This window comes from Paraburkholderia tuberum STM678 (genome assembly GCF_902833905.1).
GTDB classification, from domain to species: Bacteria; Pseudomonadota; Gammaproteobacteria; order Burkholderiales; family Burkholderiaceae; genus Paraburkholderia; species Paraburkholderia tuberum.
The window spans coordinates 184,728-199,096 of record NZ_CADFGP010000007.1 but is presented as its reverse complement, the minus strand read 5'-3'; the positions used below and the strand labels follow the sequence as shown (position 1 = coordinate 199,096).

The 14,369-nt window shown below is 64.6% G+C and carries 14 protein-coding genes; 8 read left to right on the top strand and 6 right to left on the bottom strand.

The features are described from left to right. Window positions 1-2: 2 nt before the first annotated feature. From HWY30_RS08425 to HWY30_RS08405, 5 genes are all read left to right on the top strand, one after another. Window positions 3-1,490: a sugar ABC transporter ATP-binding protein gene (locus tag HWY30_RS08425; RefSeq protein WP_090803381.1), complete on the top strand. Its 1,488-nt coding sequence runs from the start codon at window positions 3-5 to the stop codon at window positions 1,488-1,490. Next, complete coding sequence (locus HWY30_RS08420; protein ID WP_090803383.1) at window positions 1,471-2,484, top strand: ABC transporter permease; 1,014 nt, start codon at window positions 1,471-1,473, stop codon at window positions 2,482-2,484. Before HWY30_RS08425 ends, HWY30_RS08420 begins: the two co-directional genes overlap by 20 nt. 147 nt (window positions 2,485-2,631) lie before the next feature. Next, complete coding sequence (locus tag HWY30_RS08415; RefSeq protein ID WP_090803384.1) at window positions 2,632-3,594, top strand: substrate-binding domain-containing protein; 963 nt, start codon at window positions 2,632-2,634, stop codon at window positions 3,592-3,594. 67 nt (window positions 3,595-3,661) lie between these two features. Beyond that, window positions 3,662-4,711: a sugar phosphate isomerase/epimerase family protein gene (locus tag HWY30_RS08410; RefSeq protein WP_090803386.1), complete on the top strand. Its 1,050-nt coding sequence runs from the start codon at window positions 3,662-3,664 to the stop codon at window positions 4,709-4,711. 44 nt (window positions 4,712-4,755) lie between these two features. Then, window positions 4,756-5,907, top strand: a complete 1,152-nt coding sequence (locus HWY30_RS08405; protein ID WP_090803388.1) for a Gfo/Idh/MocA family protein — start codon at window positions 4,756-4,758, stop codon at window positions 5,905-5,907. Window positions 5,908-5,949: 42 nt separating this feature from the next. Here HWY30_RS08405 and HWY30_RS08400 read toward each other — a convergent pair whose 3' ends face one another. The 6 genes from HWY30_RS08400 to HWY30_RS08375 all read right to left on the bottom strand — a co-directional run bounded on the left by HWY30_RS08400 (window position 5,950) and on the right by HWY30_RS08375 (window position 11,108). Continuing rightward, complete coding sequence (locus HWY30_RS08400) at window positions 5,950-6,210, bottom strand: hypothetical protein (protein ID WP_090803389.1); 261 nt, start codon at window positions 6,208-6,210, stop codon at window positions 5,950-5,952. 162 nt (window positions 6,211-6,372) lie between these two features. Next, window positions 6,373-7,137: a ParA family protein gene (locus HWY30_RS08395; RefSeq protein ID WP_090803391.1), complete on the bottom strand. Its 765-nt coding sequence runs from the start codon at window positions 7,135-7,137 to the stop codon at window positions 6,373-6,375. 90 nt (window positions 7,138-7,227) lie between these two features. Then, window positions 7,228-8,226 (bottom strand): zinc-dependent alcohol dehydrogenase family protein, encoded by a 999-nt coding sequence (locus HWY30_RS08390; RefSeq protein WP_090803392.1) that lies wholly within the window; start codon window positions 8,224-8,226, stop codon window positions 7,228-7,230. A gap of 23 nt (window positions 8,227-8,249) precedes the next feature. Next, window positions 8,250-8,789 carry a DUF302 domain-containing protein gene (locus tag HWY30_RS08385; RefSeq protein ID WP_244144828.1) on the bottom strand — a complete coding sequence of 180 codons (540 nt, stop codon included), beginning with the start codon at window positions 8,787-8,789 and terminating at the stop codon, window positions 8,250-8,252. A 168-nt stretch (window positions 8,790-8,957) separates the two neighbouring features. Beyond that, complete coding sequence (locus HWY30_RS08380) at window positions 8,958-10,127, bottom strand: ABC transporter substrate-binding protein (RefSeq protein WP_090803394.1); 1,170 nt, start codon at window positions 10,125-10,127, stop codon at window positions 8,958-8,960. Between the two features lie 39 nt (window positions 10,128-10,166). Continuing rightward, a complete protein-coding gene (locus tag HWY30_RS08375) occupies window positions 10,167-11,108 on the bottom strand; it encodes a CysB family HTH-type transcriptional regulator (protein WP_090803395.1) in 942 nt (313 codons plus the stop codon). Window positions 11,109-11,333: 225 nt separating this feature from the next. On the opposite strand from HWY30_RS08375, the gene HWY30_RS08370 reads away from it, so the two are divergent. The 3 genes from HWY30_RS08370 to HWY30_RS08360 are packed head-to-tail and all read left to right on the top strand — an operon-like array spanning window position 11,334 to window position 14,320. Continuing rightward, complete coding sequence (locus HWY30_RS08370) at window positions 11,334-13,013, top strand: nitrite/sulfite reductase (protein ID WP_090803397.1); 1,680 nt, start codon at window positions 11,334-11,336, stop codon at window positions 13,011-13,013. Window positions 13,014-13,034: 21 nt separating this feature from the next. Continuing rightward, entirely contained in the window at window positions 13,035-13,577 is a 543-nt protein-coding gene (locus tag HWY30_RS08365) for a DUF934 domain-containing protein (RefSeq protein WP_090803398.1), read from the top strand. Further along, window positions 13,574-14,320 (top strand): phosphoadenylyl-sulfate reductase, encoded by a 747-nt coding sequence (locus tag HWY30_RS08360; RefSeq protein WP_090803400.1) that lies wholly within the window; start codon window positions 13,574-13,576, stop codon window positions 14,318-14,320. Before HWY30_RS08365 ends, HWY30_RS08360 begins: the two co-directional genes overlap by 4 nt. Window positions 14,321-14,369: the final 49 nt, after the last annotated feature.

The following is a 14,369-nucleotide window of genomic DNA, read 5'->3' as shown; positions in this document are numbered from 1 at the left end:
CCATGAGCCTCGCGATCCGTTTCGACGACATCCGCAAGGACTTCGGGCCCGTGCGCGTGCTGCACGGCGTGAGCTTCGAACTCGCACCCGGCCGCATCTACGGTCTGCTCGGCGAGAACGGCGCGGGCAAGTCGACGCTGATGAAAATCCTCGCCGGCTATGAAACGGCAACGTCAGGCAGCGTGCTGGTCGACGGCCACGCGCAGCGCTTCGCCGGCTCACGCGACGCCGAGGCGCAGGGCATCGTGTTGATCCACCAGGAGTTCAACCTCGCCGAGCATCTGACGATCGCGCAGAACATGTACCTCGGTCACGAGAAGCGCCGCGGCTGGTTAGTCGACGATGCCGCGATGCGCAGCGACGCCGCGCGCTATCTCGCGCAGGTCGGGCTCGAGCGCGCGCCGGACACGAAGGTGCGCGAGCTGATCGTCGCGGAAAAGCAGATGGTCGAGATCGCGAAGGCGCTGTCGCGCCGTGCGCGTCTCCTGATCATGGACGAGCCGACTGCGACCCTGACACCCGCCGAGACCGAACGGCTCTTCGCGCTGATGCTGAAGCTCAAGGCCGATGGCGTGACGATCGTCTACATCTCGCACAAGCTCGATGAAGTGGAGCGCATCACCGACGAAGTGATCGTGATGCGCGATGGCCGCTTCGTCGCGCGCGGTGAAACCGCGGGGCTCGCGCGTCAGCAGATGGCGAACCTGATGGTCGGGCGCGACGTGTCCGACATGTTCCCCGACAAGCAGACGGTGCCCGCCGACACGCCGATCGCGTTGCGTGTGAACGGCCTGACGGTGCCCGACTGGGTCGAGGATCTGAGCTTCGAGGTGCGCGCGGGCGAAGTGCTCGGCTTCGCGGGCCTCGTCGGCGCGGGCCGCACCGAGGCGTTCGAGGCGATCATCGGCTTGCGCAAACGCACGGGCGGCACGATTGAAATCGCCGGCCGGGCAGTCGATCTGAAGAACCCGCGCGACGCGATGCGCCACGGTCTCACGTATCTGAGCGAGGACCGTAAGGGCAAGGGTCTGCACGTCGACCTGAGCCTGCAGGACAACGTCACGCTGATGACGCTCGAACGCTACGCGCATCCGCTGCTCGACATGAAAGCGGGGCGCGCGGCCTTGCAGAAGGCCGTCGGCGAATTCGGCATTCGTACCGGCGACCTGTCGAGCCGCGCGCGCATGCTGTCGGGCGGCAACCAGCAGAAGCTCGCGCTTGCGAAGTTCCTGCAGCCCGACCCGAACGTGATCGTGCTCGACGAGCCGACGCGCGGCGTCGACGTCGGCGCGAAACGCGACATCTACTTCCTGATTCATCGTCTCGCCGCGCAGGGCCGCGCGGTGATCGTCATTTCATCCGAACTGGTCGAGCTGATCGGCTTGTGCCATCGCGTCGCCGTCATGCGCGCGGGACATCTGCAAGCGACGCTGACGCTCGAGCATCTGACTGAACAGGAGTTGATCGCTCATGCGACCGGCACCCACTGAAGCCGTGCAATCACGGCGCGCGCTGCGCGTCGCGCAGCGGCTCTATACGCTCGGGCCGCTCGCCGGGCTGATCTTGCTGTGCATCGTCGGCACGCTGCTCAATCGCGACTTCGCGACGCTCGACAACCTGATGAACGTGCTCACGCGCACGTCGTTCATCGGCATCATCGCGGTCGGCATGACCTTCGTGATCATCTCGGGCGGCATCGATCTGTCGGTCGGCTCGATGGCCGCGCTGATCGCGGGCATCATGATCTGGCTGATGAACGGGCTCGCGGCGGGCGCCGCCGGTCATGCGTTGCCGCCGCTCGTGATCGTGACGATCGGCATCGTCGCGGCGTTCGTGCTCGGCGCGCTGTTCGGCTGCGCGCATGGGCTGTTGATCACCAAAGGGCGCATCGAGCCGTTCATCGTCACCCTGGGCACGCTCGGGATTTTTCGCGCGGTGCTGACATGGCTGGCCGATGGCGGCGCGCTGACGCTCAATGATTCGCTATCGGACCTCTACGGTCCCGTCTATTACGCGAGCCTGTTCGGCGTGCCGGTGCCGATCTGGGTGTTTCTCGTGGTCGCGGCCGGCGGCGCGCTGATCCTCAATCGCACCGCGTTCGGCCGGCACGTGCAGGCGATCGGCTCGAACGAACAGGTCGCGCGTTATGCGGCGATTCGCGTCGATACGGTGAAGATCGTCACTTATGTGCTGCTGGGGATTTGCGTGGGCGTGGCCACCGTGCTCTACGTGCCGCGCCTCGGCTCCGCCACGCCGACCACGGGCCTGTTGTGGGAGCTCGAAGCGATTGCGTCGGTGGTGGTCGGCGGCACCGCGCTCAAGGGCGGCGAGGGACGCGTGATCGGCACCGTGATCGGCGCGATCCTGCTGTCGGTGATCGCGAACATTCTGAACCTGACCAGCATCATCAGCGTGTATCTGAACGCGGCGGTGCAGGGCGTCGTGATTATTTTCGTCGCGTTCGTGCAGCGTGGGCGGCGCTAGCCGCGCACTTCCAGCGGCGCGAGCGCAGTGAACAAAGCGCGCTGAATAAATCGCAGCGAAGCAGGCGTAGCAAAGCAGGCGCGGTAAACCAACGGCAGGTCCGAAAAATCGAGGCGAGCGAACGCCTCATGATTGGAGACACACACCATGAAGCAAGTCATTCGAGCGATCGGCGCCGGCGTGCTGGCGTTGGGGATACTGGGCACGAGCGGCGCGGCGCGCGCCGACGACAAGGTCACGCTGGGCGTCGCGATTCCGACGGCCGATCACGGCTTCACCGGCGGCATCGTCTGGTGGGCGAACAAGGCGAAGGCGGATCTCGAGAAGGCGCATCCCGATCTGAAAGTGATCGTGAAAACGGCCGCCAACGCGCCCGAGCAGGCGAACCAGTTGCAGGATCTCGTGACGGTCAACAAGATCAACGCGCTCGTGATCTTCCCGTACGAATCGGCGACGCTGACACAGCCGGTCGAGCAGGTGAAGAAGAAAGGCGTGTACGTGACGGTGGTCGATCGCGGCCTGACGAACACGAGCGCGCAGGACGCCTACGTGGCCGGCGACAACACCGCGTTCGGCAAGATTCCGGCCGAGTACCTGGCGAAGGCACTCGACGGCAAGGGCAACGTCGTCGCGCTGCGCGGCATTCCGACCACGCTCGACAACGAGCGCTGGACCGCCTTCACCGGCGTGATGAAAAACTATCCGGACATCAAGATTCTCGACGCCAGGTACGCGAACTGGAATCGCGACGACGCGTTCAAGGTGATGCAGGACTACCTGACGCGCTTCAAGCACATCGACGCCGTATGGGCCGCCGACGACGACATGGCGGTCGGCGTGCTGAAGGCGATCGATCAGGCGAAGCGCAACGACATCAAGATCGTGTTCGGCGGCGCGGGCTCGAAGGGCATGGTGAAGAACGTGATGGACGGCGCGCCGATGATCAAGGCCGACGTGTCGTACTCGCCGAAATTCATCTACGACGCGATCAAGCTGACGGCCGAAGCGCGGCTGAAGGGCGACAAGCTGCCGGCCACCACGATCATTCCGTCGGTGCTGATCACGAAGGAAAACGCCCAGCAGTTCTATTTCCCCGACTCGCCGTTCTGAGCGGCGCGCCGAGCATCGTCTAGCACGCGCGGGCGCGGCCCGCGCGCAAAGTTCGAGGAACCGTACGATGAAAACCATCAAAGGGCCGGCGATTTTTCTCGCGCAGTTCGTGGGCGACGACGTGCCGTTCGACAACCTCGCGCATCTCGCGGATTGGGCCGCGGGTCTCGGCTTCAAGGGCATCCAGGTGCCGTGCGACCCGCGCCTGATCGATCTCGACAAGGCGGCCGCGAGCGACGCGTATTGCGACGAACTGCGCGAGAGCGTCGACAACGCGGGCGTCGCGATCACCGAACTATCGACCCATCTGCAAGGGCAACTGGTCGCCGTGCATCCGTCTTACGACACGCTGTTCGACGGCTTCGCCGCGCCGCAGGTGCGCGGCAATCCGGCGGCGCGCACCGAATGGGCGATCGCGCAGATGAAGCTCGCGGCGCAGGCGTCGCGTCGTTTGGGCCTGAGCACGCACGTGTCGTTTTCGGGCGCGCTCGCGTGGCCGTATCTGTACCCGTGGCCGCAGCGGCCGGCCGGTCTCGTCGAAGCCGCGTTCGAAGAGCTCGCGCGCCGCTGGACGCCGATTCTCGATGCGTTCGACGCGGCTGGCGTCGATGTCTGCTACGAACTGCATCCGGGCGAAGACCTGCACGACGGCGTGACGTTCGAGCGCTTTCTCGCGGCGGTCGATCAGCATCCGCGCGCGAACATCCTGTACGACCCGAGCCACTTCGTGCTGCAACAGCTCGACTATCTCGCGTTCATCGATATCTACCACGAGCGCATCAAGGCGTTTCATGTGAAGGACGCGGAGTTTCGTCCGACCGGCAAGCAGGGCGTGTACGGCGGCTACAGCGGCTGGGTCGAACGCGCGGGGCGGTTTCGCTCGCTCGGCGATGGGCAGATCGACTTCGGCGCGATCTTCTCGAAGATGGCGCAGTTCGATTTTCCGGGCTGGGCCGTGCTCGAATGGGAATGCGCATTGAAGCATCCGCACGACGGCGCGCGCGAAGGCGCGGCGTTCATTCGCCGGCACATCATCCACGTGGCCGAGCGTGCGTTCGATGACTTCGCGGGAAGCGGTGTCGATACCGCGCAGTTAAAAAGCGTGCTCGGCATCTGACGGCCGGGCGGTGACAGCCGACGCAACACATGGGAGCGCAAACAATGCAGCGTAGAAGGCTCAGGCTGGGGATGGTCGGCGGCGGGCAGGGCGCGTTCATCGGCGCCGTGCATCGGATCGCCGCGCGGCTCGACGATCGTTTCGAACTGGTGGCGGGCGCATTGTCGTCCGATTCCGGGCGCGCGCGGGCGAGCGCCGTCGAAGCGGGCATCGCGCGCAGCTACGCGGATTGGCGCGAGATGGCGCGCGCCGAGGCCGCGCGCGAGGACGGCATCGACGCGGTCGCGATCGTCACGCCGAATCATCTGCACGCGCCGGTCGCGACGGCGTTTCTCGAAGCCGGCATCCACGTGATCTGCGACAAGCCGCTCGCGGTTTCGCTCGCCGAAGGTGAAGCGCTCGCAAAGCTCGCGCAGTCAAAAAAGCGGCTGTTTGCGTTGACGCATACCTATTCGGGCTACCCGCTCGTGCGGCATGCGCGCGAGCTGGTCGAACGTGGCGAACTGGGCGAGATTCGCGTCGTGCAGGTCGAGTATGCGCAGGACTGGCTCGCCGAGCCGGTCGAAACAGGCGGCGCGAACAGGCAGGCAAGCTGGCGCACCGATCCGGCGTTGGCGGGGCCGGCCGGGTGCCTCGGCGATATCGGCACGCACGCGTATCAACTGGCCGCTTTCGTGACGGGGATGATGCCGCGCGCGCTGTCGGCCGAGTTGCACACGTTCGTACCGGGGCGTCGTGTCGACGATCACGTGCAGGCGATGCTGCGTTATGCGAACGGCGCGCGCGGCATGTTGTGGGCGAGCCAGGTGGCGTGCGGCGCGGAGAACGCGCTGCGCTTGCGCGTGTATGGCACGAAGGCGGGACTCGCGTTCGATCAGGAGGAGCCGAACGCCTTGTGGTTCACGCCGTTGGGCGGCGCTGCCGAACGATTGACGCGCGCTCGGGTGAATAGTCAGGTTGCCGCGCATGCGACGCGCGTGCCGGCCGGGCATCCGGAAGGCTATCTGGAAGCGTTCGCGCAGTTGTACCAGGATGCGGCGTTGCAGATCGACGCGTTGAACGATGGTCGCGCGCCACCAGCCGAGAGCCTGCTGTTGACGACGGTCGATGATGGCGTCGACGGTTTGCGGTTTATCGAGGCGGTGCTGAAAAGCAGTGCGGCGGATGGGCGGTGGGTGCAGATGGAAGGGGCGTGAAGCGTTGCAACAAAACGCCAGATCGACGAAGCTGCCGAAGCGTCAACCGCCCTTGCTTTTCTTGATCTGCGCTTCGAACGCGATATCGAGCTTGCTGGCCTTGCGCGGCTTCTGCGGGCCGTAGGCGTCGACGAACTTGACGAAGTCGTCGAGCGTCAGCGGGTCGGACACTTTCTTGTCGGCTCCGCTCGATTTGTCGACCAGGTAGAACAGGCCGCCCGACAGACTGATCGCGGCGAAGCGCGGGTTGCCGCTGCGCGTTTTCAGGCGCTCGACGGCGTGGATGGCTCGGGTGGTGCGCATGATGGGGACTGCGGCGGCTGATTGACGAGAGCGTTACTTTAACAATTTTGCCGACGGTATGCGGTTGGGGACTACGGACGAAAAACACGCGATGAACCACGACCCGCTCAGCGACAGCGGAGAAGGGTGGCTCGCGCTCGCGCTTCGGCGCCGCGCTCCGCCTTACTCGCTCAACTCCCGATGCAACGCCCGATACTCCTGCGCGAGCTTATGCCCCGGATCGAGATGAATGACGGGTGTCGCCAGCTGATGCGACTCACGGATCTTCACCGACGATGACAAGCGCGACCCCAGCACCGGCAAGCCTTCGCCGATCAGTTCGTCGACGAGCTTTTGCGGCAGGCTCGCGCGAGGCTGGAACTGGTTGATGACGATGCCCTCCACCTGCAGCGCGTCGTTGTGATCCTGCTGGATCTCCTTGACGTTTTCGAGCAGCGTGTAGAGCGCGCGACGCGAGAAGTCGTCGCAGTCGAACGGAATCAGACAACGCTCGACGGCGATCAGCGCCGAGCGCGTGTAGAAGTTCAGCGCGGGCGGCGTGTCGATGTAAATCGCGTCGTACATGTCGAGTTCGTTCAGCGCGTCGCGCAGCTTGTAGATCTTGTAGCGCGATTCGAGCTTGCCGTGCAGCGTGTCGAGGTCGGGATGGGCGGGCATCACGTCGAGATTCTCGAAGCGCGTCGGATGGATGAACGAGGTCGCTTCCACGGGTTTGAAGCTGAAGCCGAGCGCGGTTTCGAAGAAGCCCGCGACAGTGGGGTTGACCTCGCTCGCCTGGGCGCCGAGCAGGTACTGGGTCGAATTCGCCTGAGCGTCGAGGTCGATCACCAGCGTGCGCAGCCCTTCGCTCGCGCTGATGGCCGCCAGGTTGCAGACGATGGTCGATTTGCCTACGCCACCTTTCTGATTGAATACAACGCGCCGCATGGTCTCCCCTTGAACGGAAGCGGTTACAAAGGGCCCAGCATACCTGAGTCGGGTGACGGCGCTGATTTCGACGGGTTGTTCGTGACCGGGTCAGCGTTGCGCGGTATCCACGTCGACCACCACCTTCACACGTCCAGTCCCACTGGCAACGAGCTGATAGGCCTCGTCCGCGCTGCGCAAATCGAACCGTGTCTGATCGACCACGGGCGCGAGCGCGCCGCTTTCCACGAGCCGCGTCGCTTCGCGCATCATCTCGCCGAGGTGCGCGCGATATCGACCGGTCAGCAACGGATACAGCGTGAAGATTCCTGAATAGCTGGCTTCACGAAACGACAGCGGCGCAAGCGCATGCGTCCCCCAGCCAAGCGCACTGACCACGTGCCCAAAATGCCGGACCGCGGAAAACGACGCATCGAGCGAGGCCCCCCCTACCGTATCGACGACCAGATCGAAGCCTTCGCCATCGGTCAAACTCGCCACATACTGTTCGACCGTCTGCGCGCGGTAGTCGATAGGTGTCGCGCCGAGCCGCCGCACCAGCTCGGCATTGTGTGCGCTCGCGGTTGCATAGACGTCGGCGCCGAGCGCGCGCGCCAGTTGCACGGCGATGTGGCCGACCCCTCCGGCGCCACCCTGGACCAGCACCTTGGTTCCGCCTTGCAGATGCGCGCGATCGACGATACCCGCATACGACGTGATGAACGCGAGCGGCAACGCGGCGGCCTCGCGCATCGACAGATTGCGCGGCGCATGGGCGAGCAGGGCGGCATCGACCGCAGCATACTCGGCGAGTGACCCCTGGATGCCGCCGACGCCGCCGGTCATGCCATACACGTTGTCGCCGACAGCGAACCCGCCGACGCCATCGCCGAGCGCCTCCACCGTGCCCGCGAGGTCGATGCCGAGGACGAGCGGCAACGGGTGTTGCGCGTGCGCGGCCTCGCCCGCGCGAATCTTGATGTCGAGCGGATTGAGGCCGCTCGCGGCGACGCGCACCAGGACCTGGCCGGCAGCGGGTTCCGGGCGGGGCAGCGGCGTGTATTCGAGCGGGCCGTTGTATTGGCTGAGGATCAGAGCGTGCATGGACATGGCGGTCTCCTTGGTTCGACGCGTTATCGCGCGGCCGCATCGACGAGGGCGGCCACACCGCTCACCGGCTTCATCAAGTCGTCCGGCAGACCATGCCGCTCACGAAGATAGGCCGTCGAGTTGAACGATAGCCACGCACGGCCGTCCGCGTCCTCCCAGACGAGCACCTTCAAAGGAAGATCGAGCGCGGCGGTCGGCGCGAGTTGCATCAGCGGTGTACCGGCTTTGGGATTGCCGAAGATCAGGAGCCGGCTGAACGGCATCGCCAGTCCCTCGCGCCCAGCGTCACCGCTGAAATCGATGCACGCGAAAACCGTCAGCCCTCGCTCCAGAATCAAGGTTTGAAGACGCTCGGCGGTCGCGTCGCCCGCATGGGTGCTTGCAACGGTGACGATGCCAGCGCTGGCGTTCTCTGCGATCGAAGCGGTGGCCATCATGGCTCCCGTGCGGATGTTGTGCTCCGGCAGCGTTCGCGTGATCAGGTCTGCCGGACGGGCAACGCGTCGACCGTGACGCAGCATGCGTCGCACGCGTGCAATGCGCCAACGGAGAAGCGGATCCATGCAGTGTAGGCGTTCGCTGGTGCGGTGTGGCCGATCGTGCGGACGCGCTGTGAGGGAAGTTCTGCCGAAAGGCGAATGAAAGCGGATGGGGTGCCCGCTGAACGAACGGCGGCTTCCACATTCGCGAAGCCGCCGTCAGGGGCGCCTGATCGGCGCCCCGATGCCAGATTACTGGCTCAGGTAAACAAACTTGCCGTTCTTGATGGTGCCCATCACGCTCGCCCGCTGATCGAGGCCGACGTGATCCTTCGGGCTCGTATTGACGACCCCGTTCGGCACCACCAGCTCATGCGCGTGTTCGAGCTCGTCGCGCAATGCGACGCGAAACGCCGGCGTACCCGGCTGCGCGGTCTTCAACGCGCGCGCGACGGCGTCCTGCAGGCGCGGGTACACGCCGGCCGCGTCGCCCGCGAACTGCGTGACGCTGCCGGGGCCGTACTTCGCCTCGTACGCGTCGACGAACGCGAGCGCCGCCTTCTTCGACGGATGATCGGCCGGCAGCGTGCGCGCGACGACGACCGGTTGCGTCGGGAACAGCGTGCCTTCCACGTCTTTACCGCCGAGCTTGATGAACTCCGGCGTCGCGATGCCATGCGTCTGATAGATCGGGCCCTTGTAGCCGCGCTCGATCAGCGTGCGCTGCGGCAGTACCGTTGGGGTGCCCGCGCCGGCGATCAGGATCGCGTCGGGCTTCGCGGCCATCAGCTTCAGGATCTGGCCGGTCACGCTCGCGTCGGTGCGGTTGTAGCGCTCGGTCGCGACCAGCTGGATATGGCGCAGCGCAGCGAACTTGCTGAACTCGTTGAGCCAGCTTTCGCCGTAGCCATCCGCGAAACCGATAAAACCGACCGTCTTCACGCCGTGGTTCGACATGTAGCGCGTCATCACGTCGGCCATCGCGCTATCGGTCTGCGCCATCTTGTAGGCCCAGATTTTTTTGCCTTCCTGCGGCTCGACGACGATGGCCGAGCCGATCAGCGTGATCATCGGCGTCTGGCTGTCGGCGACCGGATCGAGCGCGGCCATCGCGGCCGGCGTGATGTTCGGGCCGACGACCACGTCGACGTGGTCCTCGTTGATCAGCTTGCGGATGTTGCGCACGGCGTTGCCGGGGTCGGACGCGTCGTCGAGGAAGATGTAGTCGGCTTTCTGGCCGGCGATCGTCTGCGGCCACATCAGCATCGCGTTCTTGCTCGTGATGCCGATGACGGCGGCCGGCCCCGTGTTCGACAGGTCGATGCCGACTTTCAGGTCGGCGTGCGCCGCGCCGGCGACGAGCAGCGCCGCGGCCGCGAGGCCGCGCAGGGTGTTGCGTACTTTATTGTTATGCAACTTCATCGGAAGGTCTCCGTAGCGAGAGAGCGGTATGGAAGCGGTTCAAAGCTCATAGGTTTCGTGTTCGCCCGTCAGCGCCTGCTCGATCAGCTTGCGGTTCAGGCTCGGCGACAGCAGCTCGACGAGCGTGTACACGTAGCTGCGCAGATACGCGCCCTGTTTCAGCGCGACGCGCGTCACGTTGCTGCCGAACAGATGGCCGACCGGCATCGCGCGCAAATGGCGGTCGCGCTCGGCGTTGAACGCGATGTCGGCCATGATGCCGACGCCGAGGCCCAGCTCGACGTAGGTCTTGATCACGTCGGCGTCGATCGCCTCGAGCACGATGTCCGGGTGCAGCCCGCGCAGGCGGAACGCTTCGTTGATCTTGGTGCGGCCGGCGAACGCGTTGTCGTACGTAATCAGCGGGTACTGGGTCAGGTCGTCGAGCGACAGCAGCTTGCGCTCGAGCAGCGGATGGTCGGACTGCATCACCGCGACGTGGTGCCACTGGAAGCAGGGCAGCGACACCAGATCCTTGTAGTTCGAGATCGCCTCGGTCGCGATCGCGAGGTCGGCCTGGTCGTGCAGCACCATTTCGGCGACCTGGGTCGGGCTGCCTTGCAGAATTGAAAGGTGAACCTTCGGAAAGCGCTTCTTGAACTCCGCGATCGCCGCGGGCAGCGAGTAGCGCGCCTGCGTGTGGGTCGCGGCGATCGTCAGATTGCCCTGGTCCTGCGCCGCGAAGTCCTTGCCGACCCGCCTCAGGCTTTCCACTTCCTGCAGGATTTTTTCGATCGATTGCAATATGATGCGGCCCGGCTCGGTCAGCGAGCGCACGCGCTTGCCGTGGCGGGTGAAGATTTCGACGCCAAGTTCGTCCTCCAGCTCGATGATCGCCTTCGAGACGCCCGGCTGGCTGGTAAACAACGACTTGGCCGCTTCGGTGAGGTTGAAGTTCTGCCGCACAGCCTCGCGGACGAAGCGGAATTGGTGCAGGTTCATATATAACCTCGCCGCATATAAAAAGAATTTTTTAGTCGTTTGAAATATAAGGCGAGTTTATTACGATCTGTCCATCTTTTTCAATATGGATATCTGTATTTGTTATAAGCAAATGAGCGATGGGTCTAAACGCTCGCTTGCGATAGCTGACAAAGCCGGTATTCAAGCCGCGGCCGATCCGGACGGTCGCGTGTCACGCAAGTTTCGAAAAATTGGGGCCCCCGAATGTACCAATACGATCAGTACGACCAGACCATCGTCGATGAACGGGTCGCGCAGTACGCCGATCAGGTTCGCCGCCGCTTGTCGGGCGAATTGAGCGAAGAGGAATTCCGTCCGCTGCGCCTGCAGAACGGTCTGTATTACCAGCGCCACGCGTACATGCACCGCATCGCGATTCCGTACGGCAACTTGCGCAGCGACCAGATGCGCGTGCTCGCGCAGATCGCGCGCGAACACGACCGCGGCTACGGCCATTTCTCGACGCGTTCGAACATCCAGTACAACTGGATCAAGCTCGAAGAAACGCCGGAAATCCTGCGCAAGCTCGCCGCCGTGCAGATGCACGGCATTCAGACCTCGGGCAACTGCATCCGCAACATCACCGCCGATCAATTCGCCGGCGTCGCGCCCGACGAAGTCGTCGATCCGCGTCCGTGGGCCGAAATCCTGCGTCAATGGTCGACGTTCCACCCCGAATTCGCGTGGCTGCCGCGCAAGTTCAAGATCGCGGTGTCGGGTTCGAAGGAAGACCGCGCGGCTGTGCAGATCCACGACATGGGCGTGTATCTGCGCAAGAACGAACAGGGCGAACTGGTGGCCGACATCCTCGCCGGTGGTGGTCTGGGCCGCACGCCGATCGTCGGCGCGGTGATCCGCCGCGATCTGCCGTGGCAGCACCTGCTGACCTATAGCGAAGCCGTGTTGCGTGTGTACAACCGCTACGGCCGCCGCGACAACATATACAAGGCGCGTATCAAGATTCTGGTGAAGGCGCTGTCGCCGGAGAAGTTCGCCGCGCAGGTCGAAGAAGAGTGGCAGCACCTGAAGGACGGCCCGTCGACGCTCACGCAGGCCGAAGTCGATCGCGTGACGCAATACTTCGCGCCGCCCGCTTACGACAAGCTGCCGGACACCGATACGTCGTTCGAAAAGCATCTGCTGGAAAACCGCGCGTTCGCGCGCTGGGTCGAGCGTAACGTGCGTCCGCACAAGGTCTCGGGCTACGCGTCGGTCACGCTGTCGCTGAAGCCGACCACGGTTGCGCCGGGCGACGCGACGGACGTGCAGATGGACGCGGTCGCCGACTGGGCCGACGAATACTCGTTCGGCAAGGTCCGCGTGTCGCACGAACAGAACCTGATCCTCGCCGACGTCAAGAAGCGCGACCTGTTCGCGCTGTGGGAAAAGGCCAGGGCGCAGGGTTTCGCGACGCCGAACATCGGCTTGTTGACCGACATCATCTCGTGCCCGGGCGGTGACTTCTGCTCGCTCGCGAATGCGAAGTCGATTCCGATCGCGCTCGCGATCCAGGAACGTTTCAACGATCTCGACTACGTGTACGACCTCGGCGACGTGTCGCTGAACATCTCGGGCTGCATCAACGCGTGCGGTCACCATCACGTCGGCAACATCGGCATTCTGGGCGTCGACAAGGACGGCTCCGAGTGGTACCAGGTGACGCTCGGCGGCGAGCAGGGCACCGGCGCGACCGGCGCTCACCTTGGCCGCGTGATCGGCCCGTCGTTCTCGGCCGAGGAAATGCCCGACGTGATGACGAAGGTGATCGATACGTTCGTGGAAAACCGCCAGGAAGGCGAGCGTTTCATCGATACGTACACCCGCATCGGCATCGCGCCGTTCAAGGAGCGCGTGTACGCCGCGCGTCAACCGGCTCACGCGTAACCGCGAAAGGATACTGAACAGATGGCTTCAATCATCAAGAACCGCGCGATCGTCGACGACGACTGGAGCGTCGTGCGTGCCGCGGAAGACGGCGCTTTGCCGGCAGTGGCCGAACTGCCGCCCGGCAAGGTCATCGTGCCGCTGGCGCTGTGGCAGGCCGAGCGTGAAGCGCTCGTGGCCGCGCGTCAAGCCGCCGACATCGGCGTATGGCTCGCGCCGGATAACGAACCGGCGGACATCGCCGGCGACTTCGACAAGCTCGCGCTGATCGCCGTGGACTTCCCGGTGTTCCGCGACGGCCGCGGCTACAGCATCGGCCGTCTGCTGCGCGAGCGCTATGGCTACAAGGGCGAACTGCGCGCGATCGGCGACGTGCTGCGCGACCAGATCACGTTCATGTTCCGCTGCGGCTTCGACGCGTATGCACTGCGCGCCGACAAGGACATCAACGACGCGTTGAAAGCGTTCGACGACTTTAGCGTGCAGTACCAGGGCGCCGTGGACACGTCGCCGCTGTTCCGCCGCCGTGCCGCGCAGGCTGGCGCCGGCAAGGTCCCGGCATGAGCACCGCGCAATCGTTGAGCCCGGAGCTCGCAGCGAAGGTCGAGCGTCTCGACGCGCTGCTCGACTCGATCGCCGCGCGTCACGCGAACGTGAAGCTCGCGAGCAGCCTCGCGGCCGAAGACATGCTGCTCACGCATGCGATCCTGTCGCGCGGCGTGAAGATCGGCATCTTTTCGCTGAACACGGGGCGTCTGCATGCGGAAACGCTCGGCATGCTCGACCGCGTGAAAGAGCGCTACGGCTACGACATCGAGCAGTTTCATCCGCAGGCGGCTGCGGTCGAGCAGTATGTGAACGGGCACGGCCTGAACGCATTCTATGAAAGCGTCGAGCTGCGCAAGCGCTGCTGCGAGATCCGCAAGGTCGAGCCGCTCAATCGCGCGCTTGCCGAGGTCAGCGCCTGGGTGACCGGGCAGCGTCGCGAGCAATCGGTCACGCGTGCCGAGCTGCACGAGGAAGAGCACGACGGCGCGCGCAATATCGCCAAGTTCAATCCACTCGCGGACTGGACCGAAGCCGAAGTCTGGGATTATCTTAGTGCGTTCGACGTGCCGGTCAATCCGCTGCATGCGCGCGGTTATCCGAGCATCGGCTGCGAGCCGTGTACGCGTGCGATCCGCCCCGGCGAAGACAGCCGGGCGGGGCGCTGGTGGTGGGAGTCGCGCGATACGAAGGAATGCGGCTTGCATATCACGGCGATTACTCCGATTGCGGTCGAGCGCAACGAAAACGCGTCGGCCTGAGCGCCGCGTACCGAGCTTGCGGCGCACTACCGCCGAAACCGATCTGAAT

What these genes read in the sequence shown, in the direction of transcription:
- HWY30_RS08385 (WP_244144828.1), bottom strand. Translation starts at nt 8,789, where the DNA reads ATGGATCCGCTTCTCCGTTGGCGCATTGCACGCGTGCGACGCATGCTG.
- HWY30_RS08425 (WP_090803381.1), top strand. Translation starts at nt 3, where the DNA reads ATGAGCCTCGCGATCCGTTTCGACGACATCCGCAAGGACTTCGGGCCC.
- HWY30_RS08395 (WP_090803391.1), bottom strand. Translation starts at nt 7,137, where the DNA reads ATGCGGCGCGTTGTATTCAATCAGAAAGGTGGCGTAGGCAAATCGACC.
- HWY30_RS08415 (WP_090803384.1), top strand. Translation starts at nt 2,632, where the DNA reads ATGAAGCAAGTCATTCGAGCGATCGGCGCCGGCGTGCTGGCGTTGGGG.
- HWY30_RS08405 (WP_090803388.1), top strand. Translation starts at nt 4,756, where the DNA reads ATGCAGCGTAGAAGGCTCAGGCTGGGGATGGTCGGCGGCGGGCAGGGC.
- HWY30_RS08400 (WP_090803389.1), bottom strand. Translation starts at nt 6,210, where the DNA reads ATGCGCACCACCCGAGCCATCCACGCCGTCGAGCGCCTGAAAACGCGC.
- HWY30_RS08375 (WP_090803395.1), bottom strand. Translation starts at nt 11,108, where the DNA reads ATGAACCTGCACCAATTCCGCTTCGTCCGCGAGGCTGTGCGGCAGAAC.
- HWY30_RS08410 (WP_090803386.1), top strand. Translation starts at nt 3,662, where the DNA reads ATGAAAACCATCAAAGGGCCGGCGATTTTTCTCGCGCAGTTCGTGGGC.
- HWY30_RS08420 (WP_090803383.1), top strand. Translation starts at nt 1,471, where the DNA reads ATGCGACCGGCACCCACTGAAGCCGTGCAATCACGGCGCGCGCTGCGC.
- HWY30_RS08365 (WP_090803398.1), top strand. Translation starts at nt 13,035, where the DNA reads ATGGCTTCAATCATCAAGAACCGCGCGATCGTCGACGACGACTGGAGC.
- HWY30_RS08370 (WP_090803397.1), top strand. Translation starts at nt 11,334, where the DNA reads ATGTACCAATACGATCAGTACGACCAGACCATCGTCGATGAACGGGTC.
- HWY30_RS08360 (WP_090803400.1), top strand. Translation starts at nt 13,574, where the DNA reads ATGAGCACCGCGCAATCGTTGAGCCCGGAGCTCGCAGCGAAGGTCGAG.
- HWY30_RS08380 (WP_090803394.1), bottom strand. Translation starts at nt 10,127, where the DNA reads ATGAAGTTGCATAACAATAAAGTACGCAACACCCTGCGCGGCCTCGCG.
- HWY30_RS08390 (WP_090803392.1), bottom strand. Translation starts at nt 8,226, where the DNA reads ATGTCCATGCACGCTCTGATCCTCAGCCAATACAACGGCCCGCTCGAA.